This is a genomic window from Pseudoalteromonas sp. SG41-2 (assembly GCF_014164535.1).
GTDB classification, from domain to species: Bacteria; Pseudomonadota; Gammaproteobacteria; order Enterobacterales; family Alteromonadaceae; genus Pseudoalteromonas; species Pseudoalteromonas rhizosphaerae.
On record NZ_JACJFK010000007.1, the window covers coordinates 61,088 to 79,966 of the forward strand.

15 protein-coding genes are annotated in these 18,879 nt (G+C 41.0%); 10 read left to right on the top strand and 5 right to left on the bottom strand.

Features of this window, described 5'->3' with window-relative positions; translation table 11 throughout:
- Positions 1 to 507: 507 nt before the first annotated feature.
- Positions 508 to 1,374, top strand: a complete 867-nt coding sequence (locus H5186_RS07390; protein ID WP_182718705.1) for a DUF6279 family lipoprotein — start codon at positions 508 to 510, stop codon at positions 1,372 to 1,374.
- A 129-nt stretch (positions 1,375 to 1,503) separates the two neighbouring features.
- Positions 1,504 to 2,541, top strand: a complete 1,038-nt coding sequence (locus tag H5186_RS07395; protein WP_182718706.1) for a GGDEF domain-containing protein — start codon at positions 1,504 to 1,506, stop codon at positions 2,539 to 2,541.
- Here H5186_RS07395 and H5186_RS07400 read toward each other — a convergent pair.
- On the bottom strand, positions 2,538 to 3,482 hold the full coding sequence (locus H5186_RS07400) for a LysR family transcriptional regulator (RefSeq protein WP_182718707.1): 945 nt from the start codon (positions 3,480 to 3,482) through the stop codon (positions 2,538 to 2,540). The two genes, H5186_RS07395 and H5186_RS07400, sit on opposite strands and share 4 nt — an antisense overlap.
- A gap of 118 nt (positions 3,483 to 3,600) precedes the next feature.
- Here H5186_RS07400 and H5186_RS07405 point away from each other — a divergent pair, with 118 nt between their 5' ends.
- From H5186_RS07405 to H5186_RS07430, 6 genes are all read left to right on the top strand, one after another.
- On the top strand, positions 3,601 to 4,767 hold the full coding sequence (locus H5186_RS07405) for an efflux RND transporter periplasmic adaptor subunit (protein WP_149980115.1): 1,167 nt from the start codon (positions 3,601 to 3,603) through the stop codon (positions 4,765 to 4,767).
- Between the two features lie 8 nt (positions 4,768 to 4,775).
- Positions 4,776 to 7,931: an efflux RND transporter permease subunit gene (locus H5186_RS07410; protein WP_145236125.1), complete on the top strand. Its 3,156-nt coding sequence runs from the start codon at positions 4,776 to 4,778 to the stop codon at positions 7,929 to 7,931.
- Positions 7,924 to 9,300 carry a TolC family protein gene (locus tag H5186_RS07415; RefSeq protein ID WP_145236120.1) on the top strand — a complete coding sequence of 459 codons (1,377 nt, stop codon included), beginning with the start codon at positions 7,924 to 7,926 and terminating at the stop codon, positions 9,298 to 9,300. Before H5186_RS07410 ends, H5186_RS07415 begins: the two co-directional genes overlap by 8 nt.
- Positions 9,301 to 9,317: 17 nt before the next feature.
- Positions 9,318 to 10,343 (top strand): zinc-binding dehydrogenase, encoded by a 1,026-nt coding sequence (locus tag H5186_RS07420; protein ID WP_145236115.1) that lies wholly within the window; start codon positions 9,318 to 9,320, stop codon positions 10,341 to 10,343.
- Positions 10,344 to 10,427: 84 nt separating this feature from the next.
- Positions 10,428 to 10,832, top strand: coding sequence for an NUDIX hydrolase (locus H5186_RS07425; RefSeq protein ID WP_145236111.1), 405 nt, complete (start codon positions 10,428 to 10,430; stop codon positions 10,830 to 10,832).
- A 41-nt stretch (positions 10,833 to 10,873) separates the two neighbouring features.
- Complete coding sequence (locus H5186_RS07430) at positions 10,874 to 11,197, top strand: GNAT family N-acetyltransferase (RefSeq protein WP_145236108.1); 324 nt, start codon at positions 10,874 to 10,876, stop codon at positions 11,195 to 11,197.
- A 102-nt stretch (positions 11,198 to 11,299) separates the two neighbouring features.
- Here H5186_RS07430 and H5186_RS07435 read toward each other — a convergent pair whose 3' ends face one another.
- Genes H5186_RS07435 through H5186_RS07445 form a run of 3 tightly spaced genes read right to left on the bottom strand, consistent with a single transcriptional unit; the run spans position 11,300 to position 14,814 of the window.
- The gene (locus tag H5186_RS07435) at positions 11,300 to 11,923 is read right to left on the bottom strand and encodes a membrane integrity-associated transporter subunit PqiC (RefSeq protein WP_145236105.1); all 624 of its coding nucleotides are present in this window, start codon (positions 11,921 to 11,923) and stop codon (positions 11,300 to 11,302) included.
- Positions 11,923 to 13,578 carry an intermembrane transport protein PqiB gene (pqiB, locus tag H5186_RS07440; RefSeq protein ID WP_182718715.1) on the bottom strand — a complete coding sequence of 552 codons (1,656 nt, stop codon included), beginning with the start codon at positions 13,576 to 13,578 and terminating at the stop codon, positions 11,923 to 11,925. Before pqiB ends, H5186_RS07435 begins: the two co-directional genes overlap by 1 nt.
- 9 nt (positions 13,579 to 13,587) lie before the next feature.
- Positions 13,588 to 14,814, bottom strand: coding sequence for a paraquat-inducible protein A (locus tag H5186_RS07445; RefSeq protein WP_149980384.1), 1,227 nt, complete (start codon positions 14,812 to 14,814; stop codon positions 13,588 to 13,590).
- Between the two features lie 197 nt (positions 14,815 to 15,011).
- On the opposite strand from H5186_RS07445, the gene H5186_RS07450 reads away from it, so the two are divergent.
- Positions 15,012 to 15,740 (top strand): ABC transporter substrate-binding protein, encoded by a 729-nt coding sequence (locus H5186_RS07450; RefSeq protein WP_259398786.1) that lies wholly within the window; start codon positions 15,012 to 15,014, stop codon positions 15,738 to 15,740.
- On the opposite strand, the gene H5186_RS07455 is transcribed toward H5186_RS07450, so the two are convergent.
- A complete protein-coding gene (locus H5186_RS07455) occupies positions 15,729 to 16,544 on the bottom strand; it encodes an acyl-CoA thioesterase II (RefSeq protein ID WP_149980122.1) in 816 nt (271 codons plus the stop codon). The genes H5186_RS07450 and H5186_RS07455 overlap by 12 nt on opposite strands.
- A 243-nt stretch (positions 16,545 to 16,787) precedes the next feature.
- Here H5186_RS07455 and dnaK point away from each other — a divergent pair, with 243 nt between their 5' ends.
- Entirely contained in the window at positions 16,788 to 18,704 is a 1,917-nt protein-coding gene (gene dnaK / locus H5186_RS07460) for a molecular chaperone DnaK (RefSeq protein ID WP_149980123.1), read from the top strand.
- The last annotated feature ends 175 nt before the right edge of the window (positions 18,705 to 18,879 follow it).

Below are 18,879 nucleotides of genomic sequence, written 5' to 3' on the forward strand. Positions count from 1 at the left end.
TGTTTAATTTTAGTCTCAACAACCACAATTGCCCAGCTTCGCACTATAAATGATAAAACTTAGACATAAGATACAGATATTACAGAAAATTTAAAGGAATAAAAAAAGCCCCTGATGGGGCTTTTTGGGTCATATCAACCGTCACCGATATGAGCAATGTAGCAAGTGAGTGTGATCTTTTAATTATATTACTTGGGTCGAGTAAGTAATATGCTCGAAGCGTCACCATCTTCATCAACAACTTTGTACTAAAGGGGCCCAGCATCCTTACTGGTCGATCTTCCCTAGGGCACTGAGGTCGGTACGTTCAATTCTTACAAGAAGCGCAAACCTGTCGTGTTGGGCTGCTTGGTGTTGATGCGATCGATTATTACTTGTATTTGAGTGTGCGTCAATAGCTAAATGATAATTATTTCTATTTGTTCGGTTTTATTTTAATTCCCTCATTTACATAATGCGCTAAGTTGATTAACGTAGTGCTATAAATAATCGTAAGAAAAATAAAAAATGTCGATAAAAAACATGTGCTTGAATTATAAGTTCGCAGTAGTTGGTGTGTTGCTATTAGCTCTGACTGGGTGCTCAGCTACATTTACCTACAATAATATAGGCTGGTTATCGGCGTTTTGGATTGATGACTACGTTGATTTATCGAAGCAGCAAAGCAAACAAGCTAAAGACTTAATTAAGCAAAGTCGGGATTGGCATCGTAAGACGCAATTACCTTTGTATCGACAGGATCTGTTGGCATTACAAAAGCTACTTGATGAAGACCCTTCAGAGCAAGCATTATTAACGTATTTTCAAGGTTTTAAAACACATTGGCAATCGTTAGTTATGTATGTAAGAGACGATCTTATTGAACTTGCTATTGGTTTATCCACGGAGCAAAGAGAAGAATTTGTTGCTGCCATTGCAGAGGATATAACCACAGAAAGTGACGAGTATAATGAGCAAACCCCAACACAGCGTGAGCAAGATCGCCTTGAACGTCAGTTAGATACTTATAAACAGTGGCTTGGTAAACTGAGTGAACAACAAGTGTCTTTGATCACCCAAGCGAACAGCGAATTTCAAGCAACATTTTTATTAAGGCAAGCTTACAAGCAAACTCGGCTGGATAAACTCAAACAGGTATTTTTTGATAGCCAACTTAGCCGCGATCAGTTTATTAGCCAATTATCAGCTGTCATTACTGAGCGAGAGGTGTTTATGAGTGACCAATTAATTCGCTTAGATGCTGAAAATTCAAAGCGCTATGCGCGTTTACTTGTGAGTTTAAGAGCCACGTTGACAGCAAAACAGCGCCAACATGCTAATGCTGAGTTCTCCGATATGTTAGAAGATATAGAACAATTAATTAATGATGAATAGGCTGTTAGTTACTAAGATCTTAATTTTAAAAATTTTTTATAAAAATGAATATATCAAAAACAAATAGAGCTTGTACTCTTTCAATTAACCGTTAGACTGACTTTTTTTCGTTCGAATTAAAGTTAATCAATGGATATCGCAGCCTTAGATAGCGCTCAAGTATTACGTGAAAATTTACTGAAATGGATTTGTTTCTGTTTCGGAATTTTAGCGAGTGTTTTTACCTATTTTAATCTTTTTATTAATGACTTTTACTCATTAGGGATTTTAGAAGGGGTTTTTGCTATTTATTGTTTTTATACTTTTAACTATGCTCGGACACGAAAATTTCAGACTTGGCAGCCGTTATTATTGTGCCTTTGTATTATGCTATTAGTAACCTTGGGAACTTACCTAGCTGCGATGAGGAGCGGTTTGTTCATTTGGACCTTTACCTTACCCGTATTATTTTATTTATTATTAGGATGTAAACGCGGCTATTATCTATCGCTATTATTGGTGTGTATACAAACCGCTGTGTTTACTAGTAAAACCTCTTTAGCACCATTTTTAGACCTTAACCTGTACCTAAATATGAGCTTTAGCTATTTGAGCATTTGGGTCATTGCACATACTTTTGAAGCGAGTCGAGCACAATTTGCAGAACGATTAGAAAACCTTGCCTTGTTAGATCCGCTGACAAACACCGGCAACCGTTTAGCAATGAACCATTACTTTGAAGTTGAGCTGGTAGACAAAATTAATTTATTTATTATGGTGCTAGATCTCGATTACTTTAAAAAAGTAAATGATGAATTTGGTCATGATGTGGGCGATCAAGTTCTGGTCGAAATTGCCACTATATTAAGAGAAACACTTAACAAGGGGCGAGTTTTTCGTACTGGTGGCGAAGAGTTTGCGCTGTTCATTCCTGATTCGAATCAACAGGAGTCTTATCAAATTGCTGAAAATATCAGAGTCGGTTTGCAAAGTACGGCTATCAATGTTGGTGAGCGTGAAATAAGTTTAACAGCAAGTATCGGTTTAGCTGCTTATCGTGATGGCGATAGCCTAAAACAAGCGATTAAAGCAGCAGATGAGCAACTTTATTATGCAAAAAAACATGGTCGAAATAACGTTTATTCTGACTCGCAGCAATACTCAGCAAAACTAGAACAGGTTTCTTAACCTTGATACATGTGCTCGAAACCGGGAATGTTACTTTCCCAAAGTGGTGTTTCTTTACCTAAGTGATCACGTATCGCATCAAAAAATAACCGTGTTCTTACAGGTAAATCACGGTGTGGATATACCGCGTACATCGCACTGTATTCTTGTAATTTGATGTCTGTTAATAAGGGCACTAAACGTCCTTGTTTTATTTCATCATTAATAATAAATGCTGGCGCGAGCACATAGGTTGTTCCAGAAAGCGTTTTATCGAGCAGTACCTCGGCATCATTGGCTCTAAACACACTCTTAATTTTTTGCTCTTGCGGTAGACCATATTGATCTACATAACGAATACCCTCAACGCGCAACGAAGTGCTGGAATAACTGGCTGCGGGTAAATCAATTAAGTCCTCTATTTTACTTGGCAATCCATACGTTTGAATAAACTCAGGTGCGGCTAATATTAGTAATCTATTGCGCGCAATTTTACGTGCGATCAGTGATGAGTCTTTTGGCTCACCGACCCGAAAAGCAAGATCAAAGCCTTCAGATACCAGATCAACTAACTTATCATCGAGTCTTAGTTCAACTTCTACTTGCGGGAAGCGTTTTTGAAAATCATTAATCACAGGTTGTAGATAACGCCTGCCGATAATAGTTGATGAAGTGATTTTTAATACACCGCGTGGCTCTTGGTGATAATTCTCGGCTAAACGTACAGTTTCACCTAGTAGTTGCCTCAACTCACTGGCCTTTTTAATCATTTCGGCCCCTGCAGCTGTCAGTGAAAATGAGCGGGTGGTGCGGTTCAGTAAACGTACTCCTAAATCATCTTCGAGACGACTTATTTGTTTTGAGATCACTGAACGATCAATATTACGGGTTTCTGCTGCTTTAGCGAATGAGCCTCGCTCAACGACTTCTAACAACATCAATAAGCGACTTGTGGTATCCATTAATTACTCACCAATATTTAATTGATGCCATATTGGCATTAATGAATTTAAAAATCTATGGTTTTTGTCCACAACAATGTTCCGTAACATAGAAAAATACACTAAATGGAGCGTCGTCATGAACAAACACTTAATAGCTATTGCAGTTTTAGGGGCATCACTTGCCCTCACCGGTTGTGCAGAAGAGCCTGCTCAACAGAGCAATCAACCACATCTTCAACCAATAGATGTTGCCTCGGTGATCATTAAGCCAGTGCAAAACTGGCACACCTACACTACGCGTTTAGAAGCGCCGGAAGAAGTATCACTTATGCCACGTGTTGCCGGAGTTATTGAGCATATTGCGTTTAATGAGGGCGACGAGGTTAAACAGGGTGACTTACTGTTTAAACTTGACGCTCGCCCATATGCTGCGGTTGTAGCAAGTTTAGAGGCACAAGTAGTCAGTGCTGAAGCCGCTTTATCGCAAGCGCAAAGTGAAGCTAAAAGAGCGGTGCGATTAACCGAGCGAAAAGCGATTTCAACAGAGCAAGCGGAATCACGTACCTCAACGTTACGCCAACGTGAAGCACAACTTGCTGCCTTAAAAGCCCAGCTAATTGCAGCTAATTTAGATTTAGAATTTACAGATATACGTTCACCCATTGATGGTGTGATCTCGCGTGCAAATATTACCAAAGGTAATAATGTGCTTGCAGGGCAAAGTGTACTGACTTCAATCGTATCAAATCAAACTATGTATGCTTACTTTGATGTTGATGAACGTACTTGGAATAGTTCATTTGATGAAGTAACCGCCGCTGCTCATCAGCAAGTAGTCATGCAAAAAGTGGGTCAAAATGGCTTTGCACACACCGGTTATATCGACTTTATTGATAATCAAATCAATGCAGCAACAGGTACTTTGCGAGTGCGTGCACGATTTGATGAAAATACCGCCTTACGCGCCGGTTCATTTGCACGTATTAAGTTAGCGGCCAATGACGTTACAGAGCAAGTTATTGTGCCTGATAGAGCAATTGGCACCGATTTGAAAAATCGCTTTGTGCTCACTGTAGGTGAAGGCAATATTCTCGAATATAAACTGGTTACAACCGGTGAGCGCTATGGCAGTTTTCGCGCTATTACCTCGGGCTTAAAAGCTGGCGATGTGATTGCGGTTAATGGTCCTGCGCGTGTTGGACCTGGCATGCCGATTTCACCTAATACAGTGACCCTAGACACAACTGGTGTTGCTTTTACGTTATCGCCAACGGCGCAGCACACGCTTATGGCTAAGAAGTAGGACGAATAATGAAATTTTCTCACTTTTTTATTCAACGACCGATATTTGCAGCCATGCTGTCATTGGTGATTTTAATCGCCGGTGGTATTTCGTTGTTTCAACTGCCGGTCAGTGAGTATCCTGAAGTTGTTCCGCCGACAGTTGTGGTAACTGCGAACTACCCAGGAGCAAATCCAACCGTAATAGCACAAACTGTGGCTACTCCATTGGAGCAAGAGATCAATGGTACTGAAAACATGTTGTATATGTTTTCCCAGGCGACCAGTGATGGGCGTATGACACTGACGGTAACGTTTTCATTGGGAACGGATTTAGATCGTGCGCAAGTACAAGTACAAAATCGGGTTAACAGTGCTTTGCCGCGACTACCACAAGAAGTGCAGCGCTTAGGCGTCGTCGCTGAAAAATCATCACCGGATCTAACCATGGTGGTACACTTATTCTCACCGGAAAAAACACATGATACGGCGTATCTATCTAACTACGCTGACTTATATGTGAAAGACCAAATTGCACGTTTGAGTGGCGTAGGCGATGTAAAATTATTTGGTGGTGGTCAATATTCAATGCGAGTGTGGCTTAACCCCGATGCATTAGCGGCACGAGAATTAACCGCAATGGACGTCGTCAACGCATTGCGTGCGCAAAACCAACAAGTTGCAGCGGGTAGCTTAGGTGCACAACCTGCTTCAACAGACAGTCAATTTCAAATATTGTTAAATGTAAAAGGGCGCTTAAACAGTATTGAAGAGTTTCAGCAAGTGATCATTAAAGTGGGTGAACAAGGTCAATTAACACGTCTAAGCGATGTTGCTCGAGTCGATTTAGGCCAAAATACTTACTCACTTAGAGCTGAACTTGATAATCAACCAGCACTGGCGATGCCGATATTTCAACGTCCTGGCTCTAATGCGATTGAGCTTTCAGATCAAGTACGCGAAACCATGGCGCGTTTATCGAAAGATTTTCCAGCTGGTGTTGAGTACGACATTGTCTACGACCCTACGGTATTTGTTCGCGGTTCGATTGATGCGGTGATCAAAACGTTACTTGAAGCTATCGCGTTAGTGGTAATTGTAGTGGTGTTATTTTTACAAACCTGGCGTGCTTCGATTATTCCACTTATAGCTGTGCCAGTTTCACTGATTGGTACTTTTGCGGTGATGCAGTGGTTAGGGGTCTCGATCAATACGCTGTCGTTATTTGGTTTAGTACTTGCCATAGGTATTGTGGTCGATGATGCTATCGTGGTGGTCGAAAACGTTGAACGTAACATTGAACAAGGTTTATCACCTCTGGAAGCAACGCGCGTGGCGATGACTGAAGTGACAGGGCCTATAATCGCGATTGCGTTAGTGTTGTGTGCAGTGTTTATTCCTACCGCGTTTATTAGTGGTTTATCAGGTCAATTTTATAAACAGTTTGCGTTAACTATTACTATTTCAACGGTTATCTCAGCATTTAACTCATTAACTTTATCACCGGCGTTGGCGGCACTATTACTTAAAAGCCATGATGCTAAACCGGATGCGCTGACGCGTTTATTAAATCGTTTATTTGGTCGCTGGTTATTTGCACCCTTTAATCGAGTATTTGACCGTGGCGCCAAAGGCTATCAAAAGCTGGTACAAAAACTAATGCGCATGAGCGTGGTAGTGGTGATTGCATACGTGGTTTTATTAGGCGGAACAATTAAGCTATTTGATGCCGTGCCGGGTGGTTTTATTCCTGCACAAGATAAGCAGTATTTAGTTGCGATAGCACAATTACCTGATGCAGCGAGTTTAGACCGTACTCAAGATGTGGTTAGGCAAATGCAAGAAATTGCACTGCAAGTACCTGGTGTTGCAAACACAGTTGCCTTTCCTGGCTTGTCGGTAAATGGTTTTACTAACAGCCCTAATAGTGCCATTGTATTTACACCGCTAGAAGCCTTTAGTGAGCGAAGCGATCCGAGTAAATCGGCGATGGCTATTGCGGCACAGTTAAACCAGCGTTTTAGTGCCATTGATGAAGCATTTGTGGCTGTATTTCCACCGCCGCCAATCCAAGGTTTAGGCACCACGGGTGGGTTTAAACTGCAAATTGAAGATCGCGGTAATAAAGGCTTTGAAACACTATTTAACAGTTTGCAAACGGTGATTACTAAAGCTCAGCAAGATCCTGCGTTAATGGGGCTCTATTCAAGTTTTAGAATTCAAGTACCACAAATGGATATTGATATCGACCGAGAGCAAGCGCTTATTCAAGGTATTCCATTGGATGAAGTATTTAATGCGTTGCAAGTGTATTTGGGCTCAATGTACGTTAATGACTTTAATTTATTTGGCCGTACGTACCAAGTTAATGCCCAAGCTGATGCTGATTTCCGCCTTGATCCAGAACAAATATTGAATCTAAAAGTGCGCAATAACCAAGGGAATATGGTGCCATTGGGCTCGGTATTAACGGTAACGCCTACAACAGGCCCTGATCGAGTGATGCATTACAATGGTTACCCAAGTGCAGAGCTTAATGGTAGTCCAGCGCCTGGTTACAGTTCAGATCAAGCACAGCAGGCAATTGAACTGATCTTGGCTGATAATTTACCTACGGGTATTGAGTACGAATGGACCGAAGTTACTTTTCAGCAAATTCTAGCGGGTAATACCATGGTCTATGTATTCCCATTAGTGGTGTTATTAGTGTTCATGGTATTGGCTGCGCAGTATGAAAGCTTACGTCTACCACTGGCTATTATTCTTATTGTACCAATGACAATATTCTCAGCATTAATGGGTGTATGGTTGGTTGGCGCTGATAATAATATTTTCACGCAAATAGCATTGATTGTATTGGTTGCCTTGGCTTCTAAAAATGCCATTTTAATGGTGGAGTTTGCACGCGATAAAAATAATCATGGGTTGAGTCATTTCGACGCTATTTTAGAAGCTTGTCGGATGCGTTTACGACCTATCTTAATGACGTCAATTGCCTTTACTGCGGGTGTTATTCCCTTAGTATTAGCAACGGGAGCTGGAGCAGAAATGCGCCATGCAATGGGCAACGCAGTGTTCTCGGGTATGATTGGTGTAACCGTGTTTGGTTTATTATTTACCCCTGTATTTTATATTTTGGTAACTAAAACCCGTAAAGTGACTACGCAGGAGCAAATTAATGAGTAAGTATAAGTTAACCGCTCTTGTTATGGCGGGTTTATTAAGTGGCTGCGCCAGTAAAATTGATGAGCAGCAACAGCAAAATCAGCTACAAGAATTTGTTGCAAAAACACAGATCGCTGCACAGTTACAAGGTCAAGACGAACTTAACTGGTGGCAGCAATTAAATTCAACCCAGTTAAATAATCTAGTGCTCAGTGCGCGCGCTAATAATCATGATTTGCACACTAGTCAGTTGCAGTTACAAAGCGCGCTTGCTCGTTTAGGTGGGCAAAAAGCACAGTATCTTCCCCAAGGTGCAGTGGCAGTTGATGCCACTCGCTCAAGTACTGGTAACGTTAACACGCGTCAATCGGAAGCCAATGTTAACCTTGATTGGCAACTTGATTTATTTGGTAAAATAACTGCGCTTGTTGATGCTGCGAATGCAGGGGCAATGAGTCAAGCGGAACAATTACGTGCTTTGCATATTGAAGTTGTTACCTCTGTGGTAAAAGGGTTTGTCAGTTTTCAAGGTAATAAGCAAAAACAGCAGATCATTAACCTACAAATTGAAGCATTAGAGCAAAGTATTGCGGTTCTGCGGGCTCGCGTTGAGGAAGGGGTCGCTAATGAGCTTGATTTAAATCGAACCTTAGCACAATTGAAGCAGCAGCAAGCTTTGTTGCCAGATATTGAATACGCGCAATTTCGTGATCTAGCAACGCTTGCGACATTAACAGGGCAGTTACCTGCTGATCTAACCTTAGTTGATGAGCAAGCGCTGTTTGAGCATGCATTTACTGTAAGTTTAGCCACTCCAAGTGATGCCATTGCACTGCGTCCTGATATTAGCCAAGCATTATTTGAATTTAGCCAAGCTAATTCATTAAGCGTGGCTGCGAGTAAAGCATTATTACCTGATATCAGTTTAACGGCGTTTGCAGGTGTACTGAGCTTAGATAACAACCAGCTTTCTGACACTACGCAGCAATGGCAAGTTGCCCCACGCATTCAGTGGTCATTATTGAGCTACCCTGCGTTATTGGCGCAACGTGATGCTCAGCAATATCTCAGTGAAGCCGCTTACAGCCAATATCAACAAGTGGTGTTGGAGGCATTAGCGCAGAGTGAACTTTCACTGCAGTTATTAGTCAAACAAACTCAACAACTAGGCTATGCCAAAGCACGTTATGAGTTTGCTAATAATGCCTTTTTACAAGCGCAGGCGATGTACCAAGAAGGGCAAATACCTTACTTAGAGTTGTTAGATGCGCGACAGGATGTTTTAATAGCGCAGGAAAATGCAATTGACTCAACGATTTCATCATTACTTGCTAAAGTAGACACTTACCAAGTATTTAATGGTCGTTGGAGTTATGCGTTAGTTAATTAAGTTAAGTTGAGTTTTTGATGCCACATACTGATCTTTTATCAACAATCCCCGCGACAATGCGTGCGATTGCGTTACTTGAACCTAATGAACAGATTAATTTATCTGAGCTTGAATTGCCGGTGCCTGATGTTGTAGACAACGAATTGTTGATAAAGGTTGAGTATGTTGCGTTGAATCCGGTTGATGCGTATTTTGCTAAACAAGGTTTTTGTAAATGGCACTATCCTCATACCCTAGGCCTTGATGCTGTAGGGGTGGTGGTAAAAGCCACTAAAGGGGTATTTCCAAGTGTCGGTACTCGGGTTATGTGGCATGGTAATGTTGGCGACCAAGGGGTGTTATCACAATACGCTAAAGTGCCTAACTTTGCTGTATCGCAAATTCCTGATAGCGTTACGTTACAGCAAGCCGCGACATTACCCTGCGCAGGGATGTCGGCATTAATAGCTCTTGATAAACTGCAATTAACCGAAGGTGATTCACTTTTAATTGAAGCTGGTGCGGGGGCCGTCGGTCAGTTCGCCATTCAATTTGCCAAACAACGTGGTGCTACGGTATTTACCACCGCGAGCAAACGCAACCATAAGCTTGTTAAACAATTGGGTGCTGATGTGGTGTTTGATTACAACGATAAAAAGCTTAGCGATAAAATTCGTAAAGAACTTGGTCCACAAGGCTTTGATGCGGTGCTCGATTCGATTGGTGGTGAAACCACTGTGCGTAATGTTGAATTAATGCGTTTTTGTGGCCGTATTGCGTGCTTAAATCCACTGCCTAAGTTTGAGCAGGAGCTGATGTTCAGACGTGCGCCAAATATAGGTATTGTTTCTTTAGGTGGAGCGTGGTTAGCAAACAGTTTATGTGCTCAGCAAAAAATGAGTTTTATGGGCAATTTATTGCTAGACAATTTAGCCAGTGGCAGTATCAAAATACCGCAGATCATTGAGGTTGAATTTAACGCCAGTAGTATTTCACAGGCGCTGAATAAACAAATTGCTGGTGGCTTTACCGGAAAGCAGGTAGTGAAAATTAGCCATGATTAATTATTAACCGTGATTCATAATCTTTAAGCCTCGCAATTGCGGGGCTTTTTGTTATTGTTTAAGGTTATCAACTTAGGGGGAAACATGGCATTTACAGATTTTTATCGACTCAGCGCCCATGGGGTGATCACTAATGCCTGCGGGGAGGTTTTGCTGCTAAAGGCAAGCTATGGCGAGCTAAGCTGGGGATTACCTGGTGGCGCCTTAGATGTCGGTGAAACTGTACATCAAGCACTCATACGCGAATGCCAAGAAGAGCTCGGCTGTGAAGTGAAAATTGAACACTTAACCGGTATTTATTACCACAAAGCGTTTAATTCTCATGCTTTTATTTTTAGAGTTAGTTTGTTAAAAGATGCTGTGATCACGCTCAGCGATGAACACTTAGCACATCGTTATTATAAATTGTCGGAGCTTTCCAAGGTTCAACAACATCGTGTCGCAGCCTGTTTAAATTATACCGGTACAGTTGATAGTGCTGCATTTTAATTTAGCTTAAACGATCACTATCATTAATAGGAAAACGAGATATGAATACGCAACGTTTAATTCTTCGCCATGGCCAGCTTAGTGATGCGTCGTTTATCTTGAGTTTATTAAATCAGCCGAGTTTTTATCGTTATATTGCTGATAAAAGCATTTATACCAAACAACAAGCCGAAGATTATTTACAAAAAACCTTTATTGATGGCCACCAACAGCAAGGTTTTGGACCTTATATTGTGGCAAATAAACAAGGCGTTGCCATGGGCATGGTGGGCTTATTCCAACGAGAAGCATTAGCAGTGCCTATGAAGCGGCTGCAAAACTATTACACGCGTATCAAGGTAAGTTCAGCTACATTGCCGCGATAGCCGACGCTGACAATACCGCTTCGCATGGGTTATTAAATAAACTCGGGTTTAGGTATATAGGCAAAGCAGTGCTTAATAATGATGGCACTGCTTTAGTGGTGTTTATTCTTGAATAAGAACACTCAGGGTAGTTGCTACCTGTTGATTAATATTCTGCCAGTTTTGCTCTAAGCTTTCGACGAGGCCTTCGTAATCATCACCAGTTAAAGGGTTAACCTCACTAAAATAATGAATTGTTTTTAAAGAGCGGCCATTTTCAAACGACGTATAATATAGGCGCCACAAACCAGAAATATCGGCATTACCTTGGTTATCACCATTGAAATGATGTAGCTCATATTCTAATTCATAATAACTTTGCTGATCTTTATCTGTTATAACAGGTAATCCTTTGACCACCATCCAGTTATCAAGCGTGGTAAATAATGTTTGATGGGCGCTTGCTGTTAGCATTTGATCTGGCGCTTCGCTCCATAAGTGATAATTAGCAGCATTGACCTGATTATTATCCATTTTCATTGCAATACCACGGTTATTTAATGCGCCTCGTAAACTTACTGTATTGATCCGTAATTGAGCTGATGTGTTAGTGCTACTGCGCTGCATTGGTTTAATACTTTGCTCAAACTGGTAGTATTTAACGGGGGCATTAAGTGATTGGCTACATCCTGATAATAACACTACGCCGATAACAGCAAAAAATTGTATACGTAAAAATGTCCGCATTATTGTTTCCTCGGCGTTGGATCGGCAGGCAATGATTTATCAAAAATAAACATATTTGGTTGCTCATTTAAGCCACGCGAGAGTGGCTGTAGTTCTTCACTTAAACGCTTAAACTCTGAGAGCGTTTGTTGTAATTGTTGATGTAATGAGGAACCTTGTTGATAACTGGCCATGGTTTTTTCAAACTGTTTCATGGTGACATCAAATTGCTGCATACTTTTTGTCATTTCAGCAAAATTACGATTAATATCACCGGGTAAATCTTGGGTATCTTGTTTACTTAACAATGTGCGCATTTCATTCGCCAGCGCTTGGTAATCAGCAAACGCGGAATCAATTTGCGCTAAGCTGTCTTCAATTTTTAAGTTTTTTACCTTATTTAATACGTCAGACACTTGATCTGCTAATACGGTAATGCCACTGGAAACACTTGGAAATACTTGATATTGAGACAGTGTTTCTAACTTCGCAGCTGGGGCATCGTGGTAGATATCAAAATCGACATACACAGCACCGGTGAGTAAGTTGCCTGGTTTTAAAGAAGCGCGCATGCCATTTTTGATCCAACCATCAACACTGTTTTGCCAAAATTGTTTGGCTGAGGCATTATCGTGGTAAATGCGGCCATACTCTATTTTTATCAGTACTGGCACAGCGGTATTATCAGTTCTAAAGTGAGCGGGTTTGCCATCGATCATCACATTTGCAGGTGCTTTAACAACAGTACCGACGCGCATGCCACGATATTCAACCGGGGCTCCGGCACGTAAACCTCGAATAGACTGTTCAAACTCAATTAGGTAATAGTCAAAATTATAAAAACGCTCCTCAAGAGCATCTTTGTAGCTGTTACTAAGCGAAAAGCTATGGCCTTCTTGGGCTAAATTACCCGGTGACTGTTGTTTAGGCAAACCAACCGAGATCCCTCCTTTTAATAACCTGCTTAATGAACCTGTTTTTACATTAATGCCATCGGCAGATAAATCAATTTCAACACCCGTATTGACCCAGAAAATAGAATTTAAGGTGATCAGGTTTTGATAAGGTTCGTTGATGAAAATACCATACTTCATCGCTTGATTCTTCCAATCAAATGTCGCTGTTTCAACTTGACCAATTTTATAATTCTTAAAAAATATACCGGTGCCGACATCCATAACCTCAGCATCATAGCTGAGTAATGAAAAGCGACCGCCTTTGACATCTTTATCAATCAGCGCTGGCTCTTCTTGTAATTTAAAATGCTCTTTTGTTTTACTACTTTCACCTGGTGAAAATTCTAAATATACACCCGATAGTAACGTGCTCATACCGCTGATACCCGTTTCATCAATACGTGGTTTTACTACCCAGATGTTGGCGTCTTCCGTGAGTAAGCCATCATAATGTTTATCAATTTGAGCTCGAGCAATCACACTGTTTTTAGTATCAGAGAGGCGAACGTGATCAATTTGGCCGATTTTCACACTACGTACTTTTATTTCAGTCTTGCCTGCCACGATACCCTCAGCATGAGGCATTGAAATATAAATGGTTGCGCCTTTATTAGCTTGGTATTGGTAAAGCATCCACACACCAACGAGCAAAGCTATAACCGGTATGATCCAAATCGCAGAAATAATAGGTTCTTTTTTTATATTAGCCGTTTCACTCATGCTGTTTCTCTAATTTATGGTCTTTTTATCATTGTTTGGCGAATCCCATAATAGCCGAGGATCAAACGCGTGTGCTGCCAACATTTGGCAAATCACCATGATAGTAAAAAATACAGTGCCTAAACCTGGCGTTACTGACATTAAATTTCCTAATTGCACTAAGGCTACTAGAATTGCGACAACAAATACATCGATCATGGACCATTTACCAATAAACTCAGTTAATTGATAAACTTTAGTATAGCCCTTTGTTTGGCCGTTAGCGGGTTTGCTAACCAAAAAGCATAAAAATGTTAAAATGAGCGCTTTAGCTAATGGTACTACTACACTCGCTAAAAAAATGATTAATGCAATAGGGTATGAGCCAGCTTGCCACAGTGTTATTACCCCACCAATTAATGTTGAGGGGGATTCATCCCCCAAACTAGTGGTGTACATTATTGGCAATAAATTTGCCGGAATATAACAGGCAATTGAAGTTATTAACCATGCCGTTGCTTTTTGTACGCTGTGGGGGTTTCTGATATGGGTTTTGCTATTACAGCGAGAACAGTATTCGCTATCGCTTAGTTGATGGCAGACATGACAGGCTCGAATGTTACTATCTATGGCACGATAAGAAAGTTTTGCGGCTGCAATTTCAGCCTGAGGCTGTACTTGATCCCATAATCGAGCACGATTTAAGTGTGCTAATGAGCCAATATAGAAGAGTACAAACGCGGCATAGGCCCAAAAACTAACGCCAAAGCTGACTTCCGCTAGCGACATTATTTTTACCATGCTGACCAATACGCCGATTAAAAATATTTCTGACATGATCCATGGTTCCAGCGCTAAGGTGAATTTGAGTAAGCGTCTGGCAATCGTTTGTGGAAGTACTTTAAGTAAGCCTAAATGCAGTGGGATCAAAATAGTGAGTAATGCCATTGGTAAACCAATAATACTAACATCAATAAAAATGCCTAATAAATCGCTGTCGTAATTAAACAAAATACGAGCGGCATCGGGCAAGGTAATCGTCTGTGTAATGCCATTACTACTAAATGAGATAAAGGGATAAAACATACTGCTTAGCAGCATGAGTAAAGCACTAATACTGAGTGCTACAATACGGCTGTCATAATTTATATTTGCTGCGCATAGTTTACTGTGACAATGTGGACAGACAGCCATTTGTTTTGCAACTATGTGCGGGATATCAATAATCAAGTCACAATTAGGGCAGGCAGTTTGCAAATTAATAACCACTTAGAAGTATCTTAGATCAAGTTTGCATCAATTATATGCTAAATACAAATGCGAAATTGGTTTAACTAGGCTAGCCTAATAAGAAAGTTGTCATGTAATTTTACAGTTGCTAAAAAGCATCTATCTGTGGGTGGTGAATGAAGTATTTTATAGTGTTTTTTTTTGTTTTATATAGCACTTTTGCATTGAGTTTAGCTGCGCCAAAATCTAGCGACATTATTACCGTTGCGGTAAGCCCTTCTTTGCCTCCTTACGTCTTTAGTGAGGATGATACCGGCTTGCAGTTGCAGATTTTAAAATCTGCGTTTAAAGATCAAGGTATAACCAACCTAGATATCGTTTACATGTCTAATAAGCGTGCAGGGCAGTCCTTAGAACAAATGCAGGTCGATATTGCGATGAATTATGCGGGCGTGACGAGCCCTGCTATTTTTTCCAGTCAAAGTCTATTGGCTTATCAAAATGTAGCGGTGAGCCTGCAGAAAAATCATTTTAAAATTAACACTGTGTATGATTTATCGGGTAAGAGTGTTGTCGCCTTTCAAAATGCCACCGAATTTTTGCCGCCACCATTTAAAACATTAACAACTAAACTGAGTTCCTATGAAGAAGTTGTATACCAAGCGGCGCAGGTGGATCATTTAATGAAAGAGTGGGTTGATGTGGTGGTACTAGAGAAACGGGTGTTTTTACATTATTTACAGCAGTATAAAGAATCGCACCCAATTAAGCCTATTACTATACACCCTATATTTCCTGAGGCACCTCGCCCTGCCTACTTTAATAGTAAAGTGCTACAAGAGATTTTTGATACGGGACTTGCCCATATCATTGCAAATGGGCAGTACAGTAAAATTATGGCCTTTGATGGCAGCGATTATGCTCAGGCTGTAGAACCAAACTCAATCAAATAATGCTACTGTTTGGCGGGTAAGCGCAAGCAACTCACCGGATTGTGACCAAATACAGCCATCTTCTAAACCATAACCATCTTTACAGTGGTGAGTTACTGCTTCAAATCCAAGCCACTCGTCGGCTGCCAACTGCGGTGTTTTCACAAACTCTAAATACCACGACATGCTACTGGCGGGCGCTGGTTGGTTAAACATTTGTAATAAAGTAGGCGGCCATGCATCCGTTAAGGCAATAATATGTGCCTCACTTAGTTCTGCTGGCGACTGTTTTAATTTCATCCAGCCGCCTAAATGCGACGTTTGGGCTGCTGTAAACGGCATTGCACCTTGCTGAGGACAAAGCGCGACATGTTGGAAGAATTCCGGCATGGCACCTGACTGAAATGGTAAAGTGTAACGTTCATTAACCGGTTTTAGGCTCATTGTTTTTGTCACTGGTACCTTAATAGCTGAATCTCGCGATTTTGCAAAACACGCTTGTACGACCACGCTTACTTGGCCGTTCTGCAGCGCTTTAGCCAGTACTTGTGTGCTACTTTTTCCTTCCCGTAAAATTTCGACGGAAAGAGAAAAATCAGCATCTGCTAATAAAGGACCTACAAAATTTGTACTAATAGATAACAAACGACGACTTGGTTCTATTTGTTGACGCATTGCCTGATACAGTAATGAGGCTGATAAACCGCCAAAAGCAGTTCGACCTTGGCACCAGTTAGCAGGAAATTGCATTGTTGCGTAAGTTTGCTCTGAAGGGGGAAGCTGACCTATAAGTGCCGCTTGCTGTAGTAGTTGGTCAAAATGCATAGTGATCCTTTGAGACATTTTTATTTATTAGTGATTTTATAACACAGAAAAACTCATCAGACCAGATTGTGAAATGGCCCCTAATGATGCAAAAAACGTCAATCCACACATTAATTAGGGTTATTTGCAAAATAAATTACAAAAAAGCACTTTTTTTTCATTTTTACAGTTGAATTAAGTTTGTGGCATCCCTATCTACTAGTCATCGAACGTATTAATGAATTTTGAAGTTGGAGATATTTCATGGGTAAAATTATCGGAATCGACTTAGGTACTACTAACTCTTGTGTTGCAGTACTTGATGGTGGCAAAGCACGTGTTATTGAAAACGCGGAAGGCGATCGTACCACTCCGTCTATTATAGCTTATACGCAAGACGGTGAAACTTTAGTAGGTCAATCTGCTAAACGTCAAGCGGTTACTAACCCGACAAACACACTATTTGCAATTAAGCGTTTAATTGGTCGTCGCTTTGAAGACGAAGAAGTACAACGTGATATCGGCATCATGCCTTTTAAAATTATCAAAGCAGATAATGGTGATGCATGGGTTGAAGCGGGCGGCGAAAAACGCGCTGCACCACAAATTTCAGCTGAAGTTTTGAAAAAAATGAAAAAAACAGCTGAAGACTTCTTAGGTGAAGCAGTAACTGAAGCGGTTATTACAGTACCTGCTTACTTTAATGATTCACAACGTCAAGCTACTAAAGATGCTGGGCGTATTGCAGGTCTTGAAGTTAAACGTATCATCAATGAGCCAACTGCTGCTGCCCTTGCTTATGGCATGGACAAAAACAAAGGCGAAAACGTTGTTGCAGTATATGACTTAGGTGGTGGTACTTTCGATTTATCAATCATTGAAATTGATGAAGTTGAAGGTGAGCACACATTTGAAGTACTAGCTACAAATGGCGACACTCACTTAGGTGGTGAAGATTTCGATAACCGCGTAATCAACTATTTAGTTGCTGAATTCAAAAAAGATCAAGGTTTAGACTTAAAAACTGATCCACTTGCAATGCAACGTGTTAAAGAAGCGGCTGAAAAAGCAAAAATTGAATTATCATCTGCACAATCTACAGAAGTAAATCTTCCGTACGTAACTGCTGATGCAACTGGTCCTAAGCACATGAACGTGAAACTAACACGCGCTAAGCTTGAGTCACTAGTTGAAGATTTAGTAATGAAGTCACTAGAGCCATTAAAACGTGCCCTTGCTGATGCTGATTTATCAGTAAGCGACATTGACGACATCATCCTTGTTGGTGGTCAAACACGTATGCCTTTAGTACAAAAAACAGTTGCTGATTTCTTCGGAAAAGAGCCACGTAAAGACGTTAACCCTGATGAAGCAGTAGCCGTGGGCGCAGCGATTCAAGGTGGTGTACTTGCTGGTGATGTTAAAGATGTACTATTACTAGACGTTTCGCCATTATCTCTAGGTATTGAGACTATGGGCTCTGTAATGACGGCGTTAATTGAGAAAAATACGACTATTCCAACGAAGAAATCGCAAACATTCTCAACTGCTGAAGATAATCAAGCCGCAGTAACTATCCATGTCTTACAAGGTGAGCGTAAACGTGCTAGCGACAACAAATCACTAGGTCAATTTAACCTAGAAGGTATTCGTCCAGCACAACGTGGTACACCACAAATCGAAGTTACTTTTGATGTGGACGCTGATGGTATCTTACATGTATCTGCAAAAGATAAAGACACAGGTAAAGAGCAAAAAATCACCATTCAAGCATCTTCAGGCTTAAGCGATGAAGAAGTTGAAAAAATGGTTCGTGATGCCGAAGCACACGCAGAAGACGATAAAAAGTTTGAAGAGTTAGTAGCTGCACGTAACCAAGCTGATGCACTTGTTCACGGTACACGTAAGCAAATTGAAGAAGCGGGTGATGCATTACCAAGCGAAGACAAAGACGCAATTGAAGCGGCTGTTGTTGACCTTGAAGCTGCGATTAAGAGTGACAAAAAAGACGAGATTGAAGCAAAAACTCAAGCGCTTGCTGAAAAGTCACAAAAGTTAATGGAAATTGCACAAGCTAAAGCACAACAAGGTGGTGACGCCGGTGCCGAGCAGCAACAATCTGCGAAGAAAGATGACGACGTAGTGGATGCTGAGTTCGAAGAAGTTAAAGACGACAAGTAATTGTTGTTAGCGCTTCGCCTAACTGAAAACACGATGACTGATATCGCAATTTAAGTTAGGATGAACAACTAAGGCGCGCGGGCTAAAGCTTGACGCGCCTTTTGCATGTAAATTAGATGATAAATCGATACGATTTATCGATTTATCCGCAGCAATGCTGCAGTAAGAAAAGAGT

Coding starts and splice junctions, on each gene's coding strand:
- H5186_RS07395 (WP_182718706.1), top strand. CDS start 1,504: ATGGATATCGCAGCCTTAGATAGCGCTCAAGTATTACGTGAAAATTTA.
- H5186_RS07415 (WP_145236120.1), top strand. CDS start 7,924: ATGAGTAAGTATAAGTTAACCGCTCTTGTTATGGCGGGTTTATTAAGT.
- H5186_RS07420 (WP_145236115.1), top strand. CDS start 9,318: ATGCCACATACTGATCTTTTATCAACAATCCCCGCGACAATGCGTGCG.
- H5186_RS07430 (WP_145236108.1), top strand. CDS start 10,874: ATGAATACGCAACGTTTAATTCTTCGCCATGGCCAGCTTAGTGATGCG.
- H5186_RS07390 (WP_182718705.1), top strand. CDS start 508: ATGTCGATAAAAAACATGTGCTTGAATTATAAGTTCGCAGTAGTTGGT.
- H5186_RS07400 (WP_182718707.1), bottom strand. CDS start 3,482: ATGGATACCACAAGTCGCTTATTGATGTTGTTAGAAGTCGTTGAGCGA.
- H5186_RS07410 (WP_145236125.1), top strand. CDS start 4,776: ATGAAATTTTCTCACTTTTTTATTCAACGACCGATATTTGCAGCCATG.
- H5186_RS07455 (WP_149980122.1), bottom strand. CDS start 16,544: ATGCATTTTGACCAACTACTACAGCAAGCGGCACTTATAGGTCAGCTT.
- pqiB (WP_182718715.1), bottom strand. CDS start 13,578: ATGAGTGAAACGGCTAATATAAAAAAAGAACCTATTATTTCTGCGATT.
- H5186_RS07425 (WP_145236111.1), top strand. CDS start 10,428: ATGGCATTTACAGATTTTTATCGACTCAGCGCCCATGGGGTGATCACT.
- dnaK (WP_149980123.1), top strand. CDS start 16,788: ATGGGTAAAATTATCGGAATCGACTTAGGTACTACTAACTCTTGTGTT.
- H5186_RS07435 (WP_145236105.1), bottom strand. CDS start 11,923: ATGCGGACATTTTTACGTATACAATTTTTTGCTGTTATCGGCGTAGTG.
- H5186_RS07405 (WP_149980115.1), top strand. CDS start 3,601: ATGAACAAACACTTAATAGCTATTGCAGTTTTAGGGGCATCACTTGCC.